Origin of the sequence: Streptomyces sp. NPDC057963, assembly GCF_042887155.1 — a bacterium.
Classification (GTDB): Bacteria; Actinomycetota; Actinomycetes; order Streptomycetales; family Streptomycetaceae; genus Streptomyces.
This window is the reverse complement of record NZ_JBHVPX010000002.1, coordinates 165,806-183,610: the sequence shown is the minus strand read 5'-3', so window position 1 is coordinate 183,610 and position 17,805 is coordinate 165,806. Positions and strand designations below refer to the sequence as shown.

12 protein-coding genes are annotated in these 17,805 nt (G+C 70.4%); 5 read left to right on the top strand and 7 right to left on the bottom strand.

Translation table 11 applies throughout. From position 1 onward, the window contains the following. Positions 1-164: 164 nt before the first annotated feature. Positions 165-1,277 carry a LacI family DNA-binding transcriptional regulator gene (locus ACFVT1_RS04540; RefSeq protein ID WP_362201687.1) on the bottom strand — a complete coding sequence of 371 codons (1,113 nt, stop codon included), beginning with the start codon at positions 1,275-1,277 and terminating at the stop codon, positions 165-167. Between the two features lie 403 nt (positions 1,278-1,680). Here ACFVT1_RS04540 and hisC point away from each other — a divergent pair, with 403 nt between their 5' ends. The 5 genes from hisC to ACFVT1_RS04515 all read left to right on the top strand — a co-directional run bounded on the left by hisC (position 1,681) and on the right by ACFVT1_RS04515 (position 10,997). Continuing rightward, positions 1,681-2,760: a histidinol-phosphate transaminase gene (hisC, locus tag ACFVT1_RS04535; RefSeq protein WP_389792496.1), complete on the top strand. Its 1,080-nt coding sequence runs from the start codon at positions 1,681-1,683 to the stop codon at positions 2,758-2,760. Positions 2,761-3,055: 295 nt separating this feature from the next. Further along, positions 3,056-4,567, top strand: coding sequence for a cytochrome ubiquinol oxidase subunit I (locus ACFVT1_RS04530; protein ID WP_389792494.1), 1,512 nt, complete (start codon positions 3,056-3,058; stop codon positions 4,565-4,567). Positions 4,568-4,585: 18 nt separating this feature from the next. Then, the gene (cydB, locus tag ACFVT1_RS04525) at positions 4,586-5,587 is read left to right on the top strand and encodes a cytochrome d ubiquinol oxidase subunit II (RefSeq protein WP_389792492.1); all 1,002 of its coding nucleotides are present in this window, start codon (positions 4,586-4,588) and stop codon (positions 5,585-5,587) included. A 78-nt stretch (positions 5,588-5,665) separates the two neighbouring features. Beyond that, on the top strand, positions 5,666-9,184 hold the full coding sequence (gene cydD / locus ACFVT1_RS04520) for a thiol reductant ABC exporter subunit CydD (RefSeq protein WP_389792490.1): 3,519 nt from the start codon (positions 5,666-5,668) through the stop codon (positions 9,182-9,184). 106 nt (positions 9,185-9,290) lie between these two features. Beyond that, positions 9,291-10,997, top strand: coding sequence for a GAF domain-containing sensor histidine kinase (locus ACFVT1_RS04515; protein WP_389792488.1), 1,707 nt, complete (start codon positions 9,291-9,293; stop codon positions 10,995-10,997). Between the two features lie 141 nt (positions 10,998-11,138). Here the strand turns inward: ACFVT1_RS04515 and ACFVT1_RS04510 are convergent, their stop codons facing one another. From ACFVT1_RS04510 to ACFVT1_RS04485, 6 genes are all read right to left on the bottom strand, one after another. Beyond that, positions 11,139-12,005, bottom strand: coding sequence for a Cof-type HAD-IIB family hydrolase (locus ACFVT1_RS04510; protein WP_389792486.1), 867 nt, complete (start codon positions 12,003-12,005; stop codon positions 11,139-11,141). A 300-nt stretch (positions 12,006-12,305) separates the two neighbouring features. After that, the gene (locus tag ACFVT1_RS04505; protein ID WP_389792484.1) at positions 12,306-13,205 is read right to left on the bottom strand and encodes an LLM class flavin-dependent oxidoreductase; all 900 of its coding nucleotides are present in this window, start codon (positions 13,203-13,205) and stop codon (positions 12,306-12,308) included. Between the two features lie 79 nt (positions 13,206-13,284). Next, entirely contained in the window at positions 13,285-13,827 is a 543-nt protein-coding gene (locus ACFVT1_RS04500) for an RNA 2'-phosphotransferase (protein WP_389792483.1), read from the bottom strand. 165 nt (positions 13,828-13,992) lie between these two features. Beyond that, positions 13,993-14,970, bottom strand: a complete 978-nt coding sequence (locus ACFVT1_RS04495) for a MerR family transcriptional regulator (protein WP_389792481.1) — start codon at positions 14,968-14,970, stop codon at positions 13,993-13,995. After that, complete coding sequence (locus ACFVT1_RS04490; protein ID WP_389792479.1) at positions 14,967-16,748, bottom strand: SDR family oxidoreductase; 1,782 nt, start codon at positions 16,746-16,748, stop codon at positions 14,967-14,969. The genes ACFVT1_RS04495 and ACFVT1_RS04490 overlap by 4 nt, the downstream gene beginning before the upstream one ends. Continuing rightward, positions 16,745-17,596: a M24 family metallopeptidase gene (locus ACFVT1_RS04485; RefSeq protein ID WP_389792477.1), complete on the bottom strand. Its 852-nt coding sequence runs from the start codon at positions 17,594-17,596 to the stop codon at positions 16,745-16,747. The genes ACFVT1_RS04490 and ACFVT1_RS04485 overlap by 4 nt, the downstream gene beginning before the upstream one ends. Between the last annotated feature and the right edge of the window lie 209 nt (positions 17,597-17,805).

Below are 17,805 nucleotides of genomic sequence, written 5' to 3'. Positions count from 1 at the left end.
CACCACCGTCGCGCCGCCGTACACCTGACGGGCCCAGCTGGTCGGGGCGGTCCGCGGTGTCGTGCGCCCATCATAGGAATGCGGATCGTGCTGTGTGACGCACCAGGGGTGGTGAATCCGGGCGCACATCGGGTTCACCGGTTGTTTGGTCCGAAATCGCCTGATCAATCCCCGGCGGGGGAGCGGGGCGGGCTGACCGTGGTGCGGGGCGGACGGCGTTGCGAGGACGTCCGGACGATGAGCTCCGTCGGTATGACCTGCTCCACCGGTCCGTCGTGATCGACGCCTTCGATGGCGTCGATCAGGAGCTGGACGACCGCCGTGCCGATTCTGCGCGGCTTGAGCGAGAGGGTCGTGATGGGGGGCTCGGTCGTCGCGTACACGGTGGACTCGCTGCAGCAGACCAGCAGCAGGTCCTCGGGGACGCGCAGACCGTACCGGCGGGCGGCCGCCAGGAGGTCGGTGCCGTTGGGGTCGAAGAGCCCGTAGACGGCGTCGGGCCGGTCCGGGCGGGCGAGCAGCCGGTCTGCGGCGACCGCGCCCGCGCACGGGTCGTGGGCGGGGTAGGACTCGTACACCGGGTCCTGGCCCACGCGCTCGCACCAATGCAGGTACGCGGTGGTGGACAGGCGGGTGTAGGTGTCGGTCGTGGTGCCGGTGAGCAGGCCGATGCGGCGGGCTCCGGCGGCGGCGAGATGGTCGAGGAGGTCGAGCACAGCCGCCCGGTGGTCGTTGTCGACCCACGCGGTGACCGGGAGGGTTCCGGCCGGCCGTCCGTCCGAGACGACGGGCAGCCCCTGGCGTACGAGTTCCGTGACGACCGGGTCCTGGTCGGAGGGGTCGATCACGACGGTGCCGTCGAGAGCGACGTTCGACCAGACGTCGTGGCGTGAGGTGGCGGGCAGGATGACGAGGGCGTAGCCGCGGGCGAGCGCGGCGGAGGTGGCCGCTCTGGCCATCTCGGCGAAATAGGCGAACTCGGTGAAGGTGAAGGGTTCGTCCCCGTAGGTCGTCACTGTCAGGCCGATGAGGCCGGACTTGCCGGTACGGAGGGTTCGGGCCGCGGCGGAAGGGCGGTAGCCCAGGCGCTCTGCGACCTCGCGGACATGGCGGCGGGTGGCTTCCGGGAGCCTGCCCTTGCCGTTGAGCGCGTCGGAGACGGTCGTGATGGAGACCCCGGCGGCGGCGGCCACATCCCGGATTCCCGCTCGTCCTTGCCGGCCGCCGCGCCGGGGTGTCTCCGTCCGGCTCACCTGGTGCTTCCCTGCTGCTGTCATGGCGAGCCGATAGTAGGGCTCGGACGGGAGGTTGGCCTGATCGCATATGTGCTCGTTGACAGGCACGTTTCTGCATGATCAATAAGCACCAAATGCCTTGAGAACGAAAGGTGTTGGCGGGGTTGACCGTAGTGTGTCATGTATCGGACCCGATGGGCCTACTAAATGGTCGATGTCTCGAAGAGGTCTCATCTCACCTCTTCGAGGGACGCGCGCCACGGAGTGAGCCACCGGCGCGCATCGGGGTGGGAAGCGCTCCCCCATTCCCGGTCGTACCGGACGAGGAAGCGGCCCCGGTCCCGGCAGTACCGGGATGTCGGGGCGCTTCGGCCATTCGCAGCAGCGCCCAATCCTCATAAGGTGAGCAGTATTGATGTGTACAGACGGTCGAGGAGGACCTGCGGTGAGCGAGACGAGCCCCAAGCTGCGCGCCGAGCTGGACGGCGTCCCCGCCTATGTGCCGGGCAAGCCGGCTGCGGCCGGTGGACCGGTAGCGTTCAAGCTGTCCTCCAACGAGAACCCCTATCCGCCGCTGCCCGGGGTGATGGAGACCGCCCTCGCGGCGGCCGCGAACTTCAACCGCTACCCGGACATGGCCTGCACCGGTCTGATGAACGAGCTGGCCGACCGTTTCGGTGTGCCCGTCTCGCACCTCGCCACCGGAACCGGCTCGGTCGGAGTGGCGCAGCAGCTGCTCCAGGCCACCTCGGGCCCGGGTGACGAGGTCATCTACGCCTGGCGCTCCTTCGAGGCGTACCCGATCATCACGCAGGTCAGCGGTGCGACCTCGGTGAAGGTCCCGTTGACCGGCGGCGATGTGCACGACCTCGACGCGATGGCGGACGCGATCACGGACCGCACCCGGATGATCTTCGTCTGCAACCCGAACAACCCGACCGGCACCGTGGTGCGCCGGGCCGAGCTGGAGCGGTTCCTGGACCGGGTGCCGGGCGATGTCCTGGTGGTGCTCGATGAGGCGTACCGGGAGTTCATCCGCGACGTCGAGGTTCCGGACGGCATCGAGATCTACCGGGACCGGCCCAATGTGGCGGTGCTGCGGACGTTCTCCAAGGCGTACGGCCTGGCCGGTCTGCGGGTCGGTTTCGCCGTGGCCCACGAGCCGGTGGCGGCCGCGCTGCGCAAGACGGCGGTGCCCTTCGGGGTCAGCCAGCTCGCGCAGGACGCGGCGGTCGCCTCGTTGCGCGCAGAGGATGAACTCCTGGGGCGGGTGGGCTCCCTGGTGTGCGAGCGCGACCGGGTGCAGCGGGCGCTGGCGGACCAGGGGTGGACCGTTCCGGAGTCCCAGGCGAACTTCGTCTGGCTGCGGCTCGGGGACCGTACCGCCGACTTCGCCGCGGTGTGCGAGCGGGCCGGGGTGATGGTCAGGCCGTTCGCGGGCGAGGGTGTGCGGGTCTCGATCGGGGAGGACGAGGCGAACGACCTCTTCCTGAAGGCGGCGGAGTCGTTCCGCAAGGAGCTGTAGGGCGCCTGCGCGTGCCGGAGGGCCCAGGGTCCCGTACCTCGTTCGGCGAGGTGCGGGACCCTTCGCGTTCGTGGGGGAAGGCGTCCGGACGGGAGTGTCCCGGGGTGTCTGCTTCGGGGGGATTGATCGGAACATCCCAAGAGGGGTACCCCGCCCGAACGTCCCGAAAGTCCGTACGTCATAATTGCTTGTGAATGTGAACGCGTTCACAAGCGTGTCCTGTTTCCTCCCCTGATTAGTCGGATTTAACGGGCAAATTGCCGGTGCGACTACGGCGACGTAAGGAGAAGACGACGTGGAGCTAGCTCTGGCGCCGGAAACCCTGGCGCGATGGCAGTTCGGTATCACCACCGTCTACCACTTCCTGTTCGTCCCTCTGACGATCTCTCTCGCCGCGCTGACCGCCGGCCTGCAGACCGCCTGGGTGCGCACGAACAACGAGAAGTACCTCAGAGCCACGAAGTTCTGGGGCAAGCTCTTCCTGATCAACATCGCCATGGGCGTCGTCACCGGCATCGTCCAGGAGTTCCAGTTCGGTATGAACTGGTCCGACTACTCGCGGTTCGTCGGCGACATCTTCGGCGCCCCGCTCGCGTTCGAGGCTCTGATCGCCTTCTTCTTCGAGTCCACGTTCATCGGGCTGTGGATCTTCGGCTGGGACAAGCTGCCGAAGAAGATCCACCTCGCCTGCATCTGGATGGTCTCCATCGGGACCATCCTCTCCGCGTACTTCATCCTGGCGGCCAACTCCTGGATGCAGCACCCGGTCGGCTACCGGATCAACAAGGAACGCGGCCGGGCCGAGCTCACCGACTTCTGGCACGTGCTCACCCAGAACACCGCGCTCGCCCAGTTCTTCCACACGATCACCGCCGCCTTCCTGGTCGGAGGCGCGTTCATGGTCGGCATCGCGGCCTTCCACCTGGCGCGCAAGAAGCACATCCCGGTGATGCGGACCTCGCTGCGGCTCGGACTGGTCACCGTGGTGGTCGCCGGACTCCTCACCGCCGTCAGCGGCGACCAGCTCGGCAAGGTCATGTTCAAGCAGCAGCCGATGAAGATGGCCGCCGCCGAGGCGCTCTGGGAGGGGCAGGAGTCGGCGCCCTTCTCGATCTTTGCGGTCGGCGACGTGGCCAAGGGCCACAACACCGTGGAGATCTCCGTCCCGGGGGTACTGTCCTTCCTCGCGGACGACAGCTTCACCTCGTACGTCCCCGGCATCAACGACATCAACAAGGCCGAGCAGGAGAAGTTCGGCCCCGGCGACTACCGGCCCAACATCCCGGTCGCCTTCTGGAGCTTCCGCTGGATGATCGGCTTCGGGATGGCGTCCTTCGCCCTCGGCATCCTCGGACTGTGGCTGACGCGGCGGAAGTTCATGCTGCCGCCGGCGATGCGGACCGGTGAGGACGAAGTTCCCCATCTGGTCCTCTTCAAGAACAAGGCCCTCAGCCCGAAGCTCGCCAAGTGCTACTGGATCGTCGCGCTCTGGACGCTGCTCTTCCCGCTGATCGCCAACTCCTGGGGCTGGATCTTCACCGAGATGGGCCGCCAGCCCTGGGTCGTCTACGGCGTGCTCCAGACCCGCGACGCGGTCTCCCCCGGCGTCTCCCAGGGCGAGGTCCTCACCTCGATGATCGGCTTCACCCTGCTCTACGCCGTGCTGGCGGTGATCGAGGTCAAGCTGCTCGTGAAGTACATCAAGGCCGGACCGCCGGAGCTCACGGAGGCCGACCTCAACCCGCCCACCAGGATCGGCGGCGACGATCACGAAGACGCCGACCGGCCGATGGCCTTCTCCTACTGAGAGCGAAGGAGCTGAGAGATGGAACTCCACGACGTCTGGTTCGTGCTCATCGCCGTCCTCTGGACCGGCTACTTCTTCCTGGAGGGATTCGACTTCGGAATCGGTGTCCTCACCAAGCTGCTGGCCCGTGACCGCAAGGAGCGGCGGGTTCTGATCAATACGATCGGACCCGTCTGGGACGGGAACGAGGTATGGCTGCTCACCGCGGGCGGTGCGACCTTCGCCGCCTTCCCCGAGTGGTACGCCACCTTGTTCTCCGGCTTCTACCTGCCGCTGCTGATCATTCTGGTCTGCCTGATCGTGCGGGGTGTCGCCTTCGAGTACCGCTCGAAGCGGCCCGAGGAGAAGTGGCAGACCAACTGGGAGCACGCGATCTTCTGGACCTCGCTGATCCCGGCGCTGCTCTGGGGCGTGGCCTTCGGGAACATCGTGCGCGGGGTCAAGATCGACGCCGACATGGAGTACGTGGGCAACTTCTGGGACCTGCTCAACCCGTACGCCATCCTCGGCGGACTGGTCACGCTCACCCTCTTCACCTTCCACGGTGCCGTGTTCGCGGGGCTCAAGACCGTCGGCGACATCCGGGAGCGGGCGCGCAGGCTGGCGCTGAAGCTGGGGCCGGTCACCGCCGTGCTCGCGCTCGGCTTCCTGATCTGGACCCAGATCGACAACGGAGACGGCTGGAGCCTGCTGGCGATGATCATCGCTGCGGTGGCGCTGGTCGGTGCGATCGGCGCGATCGCGGCGGGACGCGAGGGCTGGTCGTTCGCGCTCTCCGGCGTGACCATCGCGGCCGCGGTCGCCATGCTCTTCCTGGCGCTCTTCCCGAACGTCATGCCGTCCTCGCTGAACGACGCCTGGAGCCTCACGGTCACCAACGCCTCGTCCACCCCGTACACGCTGAAGATCATGACCTGGTGTGCGGGCATCGCCACCCCCGTCGTCCTGCTCTACCAGGGCTGGACGTACTGGGTGTTCCGCAAGCGCATCGGCACGCAGCACATCGCCGAAGCGCACTGAACCCATCCGGGCCCGTCCGGCACTGACCCGCCGGACGGGCCCCGGCCCACCGACCGAGTTCACCAGGGGCTGTTTCACGTGAAACCGATCGACCCGCGCCTGCTCCGCTACGCCCGCGCCACCCGCCTCTTCCTGGCAGCCGTGGTGGCGCTCGGAGTCGTCGGCGCGGCGCTGGTCATCGCCCAGGCCATGCTCATCGCCGAAGTGGTGGTGGGCGGGTTCGAGAACGGGGCGACCGTCTCCGGGTTGCGGACCCCGCTGATCCTGCTCGCGGCGGTGGCGCTCGGCCGGGCGCTGGTCTCCTGGCTGACCGAACTGGCCGCGTACCGGGCCAGCGCGGCGGTCAAGTCCGAACTCCGCGGCCGACTGCTGGAGCGGGCGGCGGAGCTCGGGCCCGGCGGGCTGGGCGGCCGGCACACGGGGTCCCTGGTGACGCTCGCCACCCGGGGCGTCGACGCGCTCGACGACTACTTCGCGCGCTACCTGCCGCAGCTCGGACTCGCGGTGGTCGTGCCGGTGGCCGTTCTGGCCAGGATCGTCACCGAGGACTGGGTCTCGGCGGCGATCATCGTGGTCACGCTGCCGCTCATCCCGCTCTTCATGATCCTGATCGGCTGGGCCACCCAGTCGCGGATGGACCGCCAGTGGCGGCTGCTGTCCCGGCTCTCCGGGCACTTCCTCGACGTGGTCGCCGGACTGCCGACGCTGAAGGTCTTCGGCCGTGCCAAGGCGCAGGCCGAATCCATCCGCACCATCACCTCGCAGTACCGGCGGGCCACGCTGCGGACCCTGCGGATCGCGTTCCTGTCGTCCTTCGCCCTGGAGCTGCTGGCGACCCTGTCGGTGGCCCTCGTCGCCGTCACCATCGGCATGAGGCTCGTGCACGGCGAACTCGACCTCTACACCGGCCTGGTGGTGCTGATCCTGGCCCCGGAGGCATACCTGCCGATCCGCCAGGTCGGAGCGCAGTACCACGCGGCCGCCGAGGGACTCTCGGCCGCGGAGGAGATCTTCTCGGTCCTGGAGACCGAGCCCCGGCGGGGCGGCACGGCGGACGTCCCGGAGTCGCTGCGACTGGAGCTGGAGGGCGTGACCGTACGGCACGAGGGCCGCAGTGAGCCTTCGCTGGACGCGGCCTCGCTGGTGGTGGACGAGGGGGAGACCGTCGCCCTGGTCGGCCCGAGCGGCGTCGGGAAGTCCACTCTTCTCGACGTGGTGCTGGGCTTCACGGCACCCGACGAGGGGCGGGTGCAGGTCGGCGGCGTCGATCTGGCGACCCTGGCGCCGGAGCGCTGGCGGGAACGGATCGCCTGGGTGCCGCAACGCCCGTATCTCTTCGCGGGCACGATCGAGGAGAACGTACGGCTGGCCAGGCCGGACGCGGACGACGGCGCGGTGGCGGCGGCGCTGCGGGACGCGGGGGCCCACGACTTCGTGGCGGAACTGCCGGACGGCGTGCGGACACTCCTCGGTGAGGACGGTGCGGGCCTCTCCGCCGGTCAGCGCCAGCGGCTCGCACTCGCACGCGCCTTCCTCGCCGACCGCCCGGTGCTGCTGCTCGACGAGCCGACCGCGAGCCTGGACGGCGAGACGGAAGCAGGGATCGTCGAGGCGGTACGCAGGCTCGCGGCCGGGCGGACCGTGCTGCTGGTCGTGCACCGCCCGGCGCTGCTCCCGGTGGCCGACCGGGTCGTGAGACTGGAACCGGGAACGGCACTCCGGCCGGAGAGGCCCGAGACGTCCGTCGCGGTGCCGCGGCCGACGGGCGCACCCGCCGGCGGAAACGAAGCGGCGCCGGAACGCGAGGTGCTGCGGGACACCGCGGCCCGTTCCGGGCGGGTCCTCGCCCGGGTCCGGGAGGCCGCGGGGGCGCAGCGCGGACAGCTGGCGCTCGCGCTGCTGCTGGGAAGTCTCGCCCTGGGCTCGGCCGTCGGCCTCATGGCCGTCTCCGGCTGGCTGATCTCCCGCGCCTCCGAGCAGCCTCCGGTGCTCTATCTGATGGTTGCCGTGACCGCGACCCGCGCCTTCGGCCTCGGACGCGCCGTCTTCCGCTACGCCGAGCGCCTGGTGTCGCACGACGCGGTACTCAAGATGCTCGCCGAGCTGCGCGTCGCGGTCTACCGGGGGCTGGAGCGCATCGCGCCGGCCGGGCTGCGCCGGACCCGGCGCGGAGACCTGCTCTCCCGGCTGGTCGCCGATGTCGACGCCCTCCAGGACTACTGGCTGCGCTGGCTGCTGCCCGTCGGCACCGCCGTCGTCGTGGGAGCGGCGACCGCCGGATTCGTCGGCTGGCTGCTGCCGGCGGCGGGCGTCGTGCTGGCCGCCGGACTGCTGCTGGCCGGAGCGGGAGTGCCGCTGATCAGCGGCGCCTGCTCCCGCCACGCGGAACGCCGACTGGCCCCCGCACGTGCCGATCTCGCCACCCGGATCACCGATCTGCTCGGCGGGACCGCCGAACTGACCGTCGCGGGGGCTCTGCCCGCCCGCACGGCGCGGACCCGGGAGGCCGATGGCGTACTGACCCGCATCGCCGCCCGCGCGGCGACCGCCACGGCGCTCGGCGGCGGCCTCGTCGCCCTGATCGGCGGCCTCACCGTCGTCGTCACCGCACTCGTCGCCCTCCCCGCCGTCCGCGACGGGCGGCTCGCGGGTGTGGAGCTCGCGGTGGTGGTGCTCACGCCGCTGGCCGCCTTCGAGGCCGTGACCGGCCTGCCGCTCGCCGTGCAGTACCGGCAGCGGGTCAGGCGCAGTGCTGAGCGGGTGTACGAGGTGCTGGACGCCCCGCTGCCCGTGCGCGAACCGGACAACCCGGCCGAGACGCCCGGGTCGCCCTTCCCCCTGGAGGTACGGGGGCTGTCCGCCCGGTACGCCGGAGCGGAACGGGACGCCCTGGACTCCGTCGACCTCCGCCTGACAGCCGGTCGGCGGATCGCCGTGGTCGGGCCCTCCGGCTCCGGAAAGACGACTCTCGCGCAGGTCCTGCTCCGCTTCCTGGACGCACGGGAGGGGACGTACCGGATCGGCGGTGTCGACGCCTCCGCCCTGGAGGGGGACGCGGTCCGGCGGTTCGTCGGGCTGTGCGCCCAGGACGCCCACATCTTCGACAGTTCCATCCGTGAGAACCTGCGGCTGGCCCGTACCGGGGCGACGGACGAGGAACTGCGGGCCGCTCTCGGCCAGGCACGGCTGCTCGACTGGGCCGAGGCGCTGCCCGAGGGGCTCGACACCCTGGTCGGCGAACACGGCGCACGCCTCTCCGGCGGCCAGCGCCAACGCCTCGCACTGGCCAGGGCGATCCTCGCCGACTTCCCCGTACTCGTCCTGGACGAGCCTGCGGAGCACCTCGACCTGGCGACCGCGGACGCTCTGACCGCGGACCTGCTGGCCGCCACCCGAGGGCGCACGACGGTGCTGATCACCCACCGCCTGCAAGGGCTCGAAGCCGTCGACGAGGTGGTGGTGCTGGATGCCGGCCGGGTCGTGCAGCGGGGCCCGTACGCCGGTCTTGCCGCAGAGGACGGCCCGCTGCGCCGGATGCTGGAACGCGAGCGGGAGACCGAAGGGGTGCTTGAGGAGGCGGTGGGCGTACGGGTGTGAGCGGGAGGCCGAAGGGGATCCCGGGGCAGCCGTCGGCGTACGGGTGTGAGCGAGTCGGCACGATAGCCGACTTTCCTCCCCAATAGGGACTAACTAGTCTCGGGGTATGCCAGAGCAGGACCCCAAGGACTCACTCGAAGCCGCGACCCGGGCGACCCGCAGCCTGCAGGGCCTGTCCACCGAACTCACCGCCCGCGTACCGCAACTGCTGGAAGCCATGCGCTCCGTCGGCACGGGCCTCGAACTGCACTCCACCCTCGACCGGATCTGCGAGACGGCGGCCGAACTCGCCCACTCCCGCTACGCCGCCATCGGCGTTGTCGACGAGGAGGGCGAGGGGCTCTCCGATTTCGTCACCTACGGAGTGCCGGACGAGGTGGCGCACGAGATCGGCCGCCGCCCCGACGGCCACCGGGGACTGCTCGGCGCACTGATCCACGACCCTGTCCCGGTGAGGCTCGCCGATCTGACGGTCGATCCCAGATTCGCCGGATTCCCGCCCGGCCATCCCCCGATGCGCACCTTCCTCGGCGTCCCGATCCGCGTCCAGGGGGAGATCTTCGGGAATCTCTATCTGGCGGAGAAGGTCGACGGCGGCGAGTTCAACGACTACGACCTGCACATGCTGCGGGTGCTCGCCACGGAGGCCGGGATAGCCATCGGCAACGCCCGGCTGTACGAGGCGGCACGCCAGCGCGAGCGGTGGATCGACGGATCGGTGGCGGTGACCACCGCCCTGCTCTCCGGCGGTGACGCCGATGATGCGCTCGCCGTCGTCGCCGAGCAGGCCCGCCATCTCGCCGCGTCCGCCGCCGGGGTCGTGCTGCTGCCGGCCGAGGAGGGCGGCTTGGAGATCGTCGCCGTCTCCGCGGACGACCCCTGCGTGCCGTTGGGGGTGATCATCGGGCCGGAGAGCCCGGTGGCGGCGAAGCTGCTGAGCGGCGAGGCGGTCTTCATCGACGACTCGGCCACCGATTCCCGCGTGGTCACCAAGCTGGCCCACCACTTCGGCCCCAGCATGCTGCTGCCCCTGCACAGCGGCGGACGGGTGCTGGGCGCGCTCGCCACCCCCCGCGCCCGGGGCGACCGGCCGTTCACGGAGACGGAACGGACCCTCGCCACCCAGTTCGCCTCACAGGCCGCACTCGCGCTGATGATGGCGGAGGCACAGCGGGACCGGGAACGGCTCGCGGTGTACGAGGACCGTGACCGGATCGCCCGTGATCTGCACGATCTGGTCATCCAGCGGCTGTTCGCCACCGGAATGATGCTGGAGAGCGCCCAGCGCCGGTCGGTCGTGCCCGAGGTGCAGACAGGTGTCGGCCGGGCGGTCGACGAACTGGACGTGACCATCCAGGAGATCCGCACCGCGATCTTCGCGCTCCAGCAGGAGCCGGCCGAGGCGCCGTCCGGGCTGCGCACCCGCGTGCTGCGCGAGATCAACATGGCGGCGGTCCCGCTGGGCTTCAAGCCCTCGCACCGCTTCCTCGGCCCGGTCGACTCGCTGGTCGGTGAACTGACCGGGAAGAATCTGATCGCGGCGCTGCGGGAAGCACTCTCCAACGCCTTCCGGCATGCCGATGCCTCGGCGATCGACGTGGTCGTCGACGCAACCGTTGCGCTGCCCGACGGGAGGGACGCGGTGAGGCTGTCGGTCGCCGACGACGGGGTGGGCATCCCGGTGGGCGGCCGGCGCAGCGGGCTGCGGAACCTGGCGCGCCGAGCGGAATCGCTCGGCGGCGCGAGCTGGTTCGGGCCCGGCATCGGGGAGGACGGGGGCGGCACGACGGTGGTGTGGGAAGCGCCGATCTGAGGCGGCCGGGAACTCAGGGCCCGGGAATTCAGCCCTGGGAATTCAGTCCTGCGGAATTCAGGAGCCCGACCCTCAGTGGTCCGGCGGCCTGGCGGCCCGGCCCCCGGCGAAGGGGCCGAAGGCCGTGCCCCGGCGGTGGGATCAGTGCTGAACGCCGGGCATCCGGCGTTCGGCGAGGATCCGTTCGATGACGACGGCGACGCCGTCGTCGCCGTTGGTGGTGGTCCGGCCGGACGCGGCGGCGAGGGCGGCCGGGTGGGCGTTGCCCATCGCGTACGACGTGCCTGCCCAGCTGAGCATCTCCACATCGTTGGGCATGTCGCCGAAGGCGACGACCTCGGCGGGCGAGATGCCGCGCTCGGCGCAGCAGAGTGCGAGGGTGCTGGCCTTGGAAACCCCGGGGCCACTGATTTCGAGCAGGGCCGTGGGGCTGGACCGGGTGAAGGAGGCCCGGTCGCCGGCTGCCGTACGGGCCAGGGCGAGGAAGTCGTCCGGAGTCAGTTCGGCGTGGTGGGCGAGGAGCTTCAGCACGGGGGCGCCGGTGCCCGGCGCCTCCTCGTGGAGCAGCTTCTCGGCAACGGCGACGGTGGCACCCGAGTCCAGGTGGAAGGGCGGGTAGGCCGGTTCGTAGTGGATGCCCGTGGTCAGCTCGACGGCGAAGGAGGTGCCGGGGGCGGCGGCGCGCAGGGTGTGTACGACGTCGAGGGCGATGTCGCGCTCCAGCGGGCGGACCTCGACCAGCTTGCCGTCCGCGTGGAGATCGGCGACCGCGGCGCCGTTCGCGCAGATCGCCAGGCCGTGGCCGTGGACATGGTCGCTGACGACATCCATCCAGCGGGCCGGGCGTCCGGTGACGAAGAAGACCTCGATCCCGGCCTCCTCGGCCGCGGCGAGCGCGGCGATCGTACGGTCCGAGACGGTCTTGTCGTCGCGCAGAAGGGTGCCGTCCAGGTCGGTGGCGATCAGCCGGGGAGCGGCAGGCGAAGGCGAGTCGGTAGCTGAGGTCACACGCCCATTCTCGCGTACGACGGTGCACGGTCGTGCGGAGGGGCGCACATATGAGGCTGCGCGCCGCTGACCGGGGAACATGCCTGGCACATATGCCAACGGGCCCGAGGGGGCGCCCCGGGCCCGTTGGGCGCTTGTACAGGAGCCGGGCCGGGGCCGGGCCGGGACCGGACCCAGCCGGTTTCGAGCCGGGTCCATCCGGGTCCAGCCCGGCCCGTGCCAGTCGTGCCGACCCGCGCCGGTCCAGCCCAGCCCGGTCCGGTCCAGCCTGGTCAAGCCCGGCCCGCGCCGGGCGCCCGGTCAGCGGCTGAGCTGGGCCAGGCCCTCGGTGGCGATGCGTTCGAAGACCTTCTCGTCCGCGGCGAAGTCGGAGTCGGGGATCGGCCAATGGATGACAATCTCCGTGAAGCCCAGCTCGAAGTGGGTGCCGGCGAAATCCACGAAGGCGTCGAAGGACCCCAGCGGGCGGTCCGGCGTGAAGCCGGTGAGAAGGACCTTGTCCAGCTCGGTGACGTCCCTGCCGAGGGACTCGCAGGCCGTGCCCAGCTTGGTGAGCTGCCCGCGGATGGCCTCCACGGACTGCTCCGGGGTTCCCGCTTCGTACAGCTTCGGGTCGCCCGTGGTGACCCAGGCCTGGCCGTACCGCGCGGCGAGCTTCATTCCGCGCGGCCCGGTGGCGGCCACCGCGAAGGGCAGCCGGGGCCGCTGCACACAGCCGGGAATGTTCCGGGCCTCGTTCGCCGCGTAGAAACGGCCTTCGTGCGTCACCGAGGGCTCGCGCAACAGCTGGTCGAGCAGCGGGACGAACTCGTCGAAGTGATCGGCTCGTTCGCGCGGCGTCCACGCCTCCTCGTCGCTCCGGCGCAGCGTCGTGGCGTCGAATCCGTTGCCGCCGGCGCCGATGCCGAGGGTGACGCGTCCGTGGGAGACGTCGTCCAGCGTGATGAGGTCCTTGGCCAGCGTGACGGGGTGCCGGAAGTTCGGGGAGGTGACGAGGGTGCCCAGGCGCAGCCGCTGGGTGGCGGCGGCAGCGGCGGTGAGGGTCGGTACCGCGCCGAACCACGGTCCGTCGCGGAAGGTCCGCCAGGCCAGGTGGTCGTAGGTGTAGGCGGCGTGGAACTCCAGCTCCTCGGCGCGCTGCCAGAGCTTTTGGCCCTCGCTCCAGCGGTGGATCGGCAGAATCACAGTGCTCAGACGCATGACGACGACCATACGGGGCCGACATGGGCGGGCCCGTGTCCGTGGCGGCGCACCGGGCCTCGGCGGGCCGGTCGGGGGATCAGTCGCGGAAGCGCAGGAACGCGGGCGGTACGGCGGCGGTGAGCCAGACACCGTTGGCGCTGACGCAGAAGGTGTGGCCCGCACGGTGCATGGCGCCCGAGTCCACGGACAGGACCACGGGGCGGCCGCGTCGGGCACCGACCCTGGTCGCGGTCTCGCGGTCGGGCGAGAGGTGGACGTGCGTGCGGTTCATGGGGCGCAGGCCCTCGCCGCGGATCGCGTCCAGTGCGCTGCCCACCGTGCCGTGGTAGAGGTACGCGGGCGGCTCGGCCGGCGGGAGAGCGAGATCCACGGGGACGGTGTGGCCCTGGCTCGCACGAATGCGGCCGTTCTCGACGGCGAAGCGCTGTTTGTCGTTGGCGGCCACTACATGATCGAGCTCACTCCGGATGAGGGGAAAGTTGTTGCGGGCCAGGGCGCGCAGCAGATCGTCGATCGGCACCCAGCCGTGGGGGTCGAGCGTGATGCCGATCCGTTCCGGCTGGTGCCGCAGGTGCTTCGAGAGGTACTTGGACACCTTGACGGTGCGTTTTTCGTCCATTCCGTCAGAGTGCCGTCGACGGTCTGCTGGGGGCATCCGAATTTCACCCCGATTCGCCACAGCAATTTTATTTGCTGTGGCAATTTTCGTCCACAGGTTTGATCCACAGCCAACACGAGTTATCCACAGGCTACTTGGCGATTCTGTGGACAAGTCACCGAGGAATCAACCGATTTGATCAATTGGCATTATTTTATTGCGAGATGCGGCAAGCGTGTCCAATGTCCTTGACTGGACCTCGCGTTCCGCAGCGGCCGCGACGAACGCAGAGACGTTCTGCGGTCCAACCAGGCGTTGTACGGCCCGGATCGTCTGAGCCGGCAGGTCCACTGCGCGCGTTCCGGACACCGAGACCTCCGGAGCGAGCGGGGTATCCGTGCCGAGGTGGTGCCGCAGATGCCGGGTGGCGAACGTCCGCATCGCCCGCGCGAGTTCGGCGTCCACCGTCTGCTGGGCGAGCGGGCGCAGCCTGCGCACCATGGTGGCCGCCTCCGCTGCGTCCGAGTCCGTCGGTGGACGATGACCCAGATAGCGCGCGAAGACGTGCTCGGTGGTGAACTCCAGGAACCGCGAGGCGATCTGCTCGACCTGGCCGCGAAGTTCCCTCAGATGGACGGAGATTGCGCTGAGAGGGACACCGGCGGCGTGCAACTCGACGGCGACGGCGAGCTCTTGCGGGCTGGGGACCAGGAATTCGTCCTCTCGCCCCGGGACCCGTTCGAGTACACCGAGGTCCACCGCCTCGGCGACCGCCTCGTCGTCCGGGCTGCCGCCGAACCTGGCGTTCAGCTCGGCCCGGGTGATCCGGTCGGCCTGCTCGTCCGTCCAGGGGCCGTGCACCTCCGCGACGAGCCCGAGCACCCCGCCCAGACCGCGGCCCGTGTCCCATGCCTCCAGAAGTTCCTTGATGCTGGCCAGGGTGTAGCCGCGGTCCAGCAGATCGGCGATCTGCCGGAGCCGGGCGAGGTGGGTGTCGCGGTACACATTGGCCCGGCCGCGCCGCTCCGGTGTCGGCAGCAGGCCGCGGTCCTGGTAGGCGCGGATCGTACGGACCGTGGCGCCGCTCGCATGCGCCAGGTCCTCGATCCGGTACTCGGCGGCGGAGCGGCCGGCTGCCGCCGGCAGCGGCTCCCGGCCGCTCACAGCGGCGGCTTCAGCCGGGCGATCCCGCGCAGCGCACCGGGGCTGAACCGGGACAGGAACCGGGCGCCGCGGGCCTCCGGAGTCACCGGCACGACGGCCTGGTTGCGCACCACCGCCTTGAGGATCGCGTCGGCGACCCTCTCCGGTGGGTAGTTGCGGAGCCCGTACAGGCGGCCGGTCCGCTTCCGCAGCCGCTTCTCCTCCGCGGCGTCGGCACCGGCGAAGTGCGTGGTCGCGGTGATGTTCGTGTTGACGATGCCGGGGCAGATCGCGCTGACCCCGATCGACCGGTCGGCGAGCTCGGCCCGCAGGCACTCGCTGAGCATCAGCACGGCCGCCTTGGAGGTGCTGTACGCGGGCAGGGCCCGGGAGGGCTGGTAGGCGGCCGCGGAAGCCGTGTTGACGATGTGGCCGCCCTGGCCGCGTTCGGCCATCTGCCCGCCGAAGATCCGGCAGCCGTGGATGACCCCCCACAGATTGACGTCGAGGACGTTCTTCCAGTCCTCGCTCGTCGTCTCCAGGAAGGAGCCGGACAGGCCGATCCCGGCGTTGTTGACCAGGACGTCGACGATGCCGTACTCGGCGGCGACCTTCTCGGCGAGCTTCTCCATCGCCTGCTCGTCGCTGACGTCGACCGCTTCGCCCCAGGCCGCGGGGGAGCCGATCAGCCGGGCCATCTCCGCCGTCCTGGCCGCTCCCTCCCCGTCCCGGTCCACGGCCACCACCCGGGCGCCCGCCTCGGCGAAGGCGAACGCGGTGGCCCGGCCGATGCCGCCGGCCGCGCCCGTCACCAGGACCAGCTGCCCGCCGAACCGGTCCGCGTACGCCCCGGTCGGCGCGGTGTCCTGCACCGGCCGGCCGTCCGCCAGTGCCTCCTCGTTGGCGGCGGCGAACTCGCCGATCCAGGAGGCGAGCCGGTCCGGCCTGGTGCGTGGCACCCAGTGCTTGCCCGGCAGGGAACGGCGCAGCAACTGAGGTGCCCACAGCTCCAACTGGTCGTACAGCTTCCGCGACAGGAAGATGTCGTCGGTCGGTGTGATCAGCTGGACCGGTACGTGCGCGTAGGCGTCGGTGCGGGGCCTGCGCAGCCGGGTCCGGACGTTGTCGCGGTAGAGCCAGGCGCCGTGCGCGGCATCGCTGGGCAGGGAGGACGTCGGGTAGTCGCCCGCGGGCACCTTCTCCAGCCGCTGGAGGATCCTCGGCCACTGCCTGCCGAGCGGGCCGCGCCAGGCGAGCTCGGGCAGCACCGGAGTATGCAGCATGTAGACGTACCAGGACTTGGCTCCCTGGCCCAGCAGCTGACCGACCCGGCGCGGGGTGGGCCGGGTCATCCGCTGCTTGATCCAGTGCCCGAAGTGGTCCAGGGACGGCCCGGACATCGAGGTGAACGAGGCGATCCGGCCCTCGGTCCGCCTGACCGTGACGAATTCCCAGGACTGGACCGACCCCCAGTCGTGCCCCACCAGATGCACCGGCCGGTCCGGGCTCACCGCGTCGGCGACGGCCAGGAAGTCATCGGTGAGCTTCTCCAGGGTGAAGCCGCCGCGCAGCGGCTTCGGCGCTGAGGACCGGCCGTGCCCGCGCACGTCGTACAGCACGACGTGCCACTGATCGGCCAGCCGCCGCGCCACGTCCGTCCAGACCTCCTTGCTGTCCGGGTAGCCGTGGACGAGGACGATCGTCGGCCGCGCCTCGTCGCCCAACTCGGCTACGCACAGCTCGATTCCGCCCGTGCGAACCCGGCGCTCGCGCGCCTCCGGCAGACTCTGCGGACTCATGCCGCCACCCTCTCCTCGGCCCAGCGCCGCACGTGCGGCAGATCGTCGTCCAGCCAGAAGGCGCTCTGCTCGGGGTCCTTGGAGTCGGTGACCACCAGGATCTCCTCGAACTTGGCGCCCGTACCCCGGAATCCGAGGTGGGGTTCGACCGCCCACAGACCGGGCTGCGGCGGGTGGTCGGAGAAGCGGTACGGACTCCACAGCGGCGACCAGCCGTCCCGGTGTCCGTGCACCGCGTCGCCCAGGAGTCCCTTGAGCGACTGGGTTCCGAAGCCGAACACACGTGGCGACCAGCGGCGCTCGATGACGCGGTCGACCTTGTGGGCGATGACGCCGAAGGGGTAGGCGCGATGCCTGTTGGCATACCCTTGCTTGATCATCAGGCGTTCGACGTCCTCGTAGATCTCGCGCAGCGAACGCCGCTCCCGCACCTCGCGCAGAATCAGCTCGCGGTGGACCTCCAGATCGGCCAGGAGCTTGTCGTGCAGGGGATTGAGCCCGAGGCAGCCGGAGTAGCCGATGTCCGCCGTGAAGCCCTTGTACACCGGGGCCATGTCGAGGATGAACGGCATCCCCGGCTCCAGCTTCCGGTTGGTCGGGAAGAACTGCAGGGGCACCTTGAAGCCGGCGAAGGCCGTGCGGTCCCCGAACCAGGCGAAGGGGAGGTGGAACCAGTCCCGCACCCCGCGCTCGCGCAGCCAGTCGCGCTGCATCCGGGCCGCCTCGCGCTCGGTCACTCCCGGCCGGAGCCGGGCGGCCACCGCCTCCGCACAGTCGTACGCGAGACGCTGCACCTCTCTGAACCCCCGCAGCTCCGGGGCCCGTTCGTCCTTCACTGCCGAGGTCATGCCACCGTCCGTTCCCTGCCGTGTGCGGTACGTGTCCGTAACGTGACACTGATGAATGTGACAATGTCCGGCGACTGCGTCAAGAGGCGTGCGGAGACCTGTGGACAACTCCGGGGCGCCCGGCCCCCGACCCCGGTACTCCTCCCCTGTGGTGGCCCCCTACGGGTCCGTACGCCTGGAGACTGATGCGGATCCAACCGCCTGGGCTG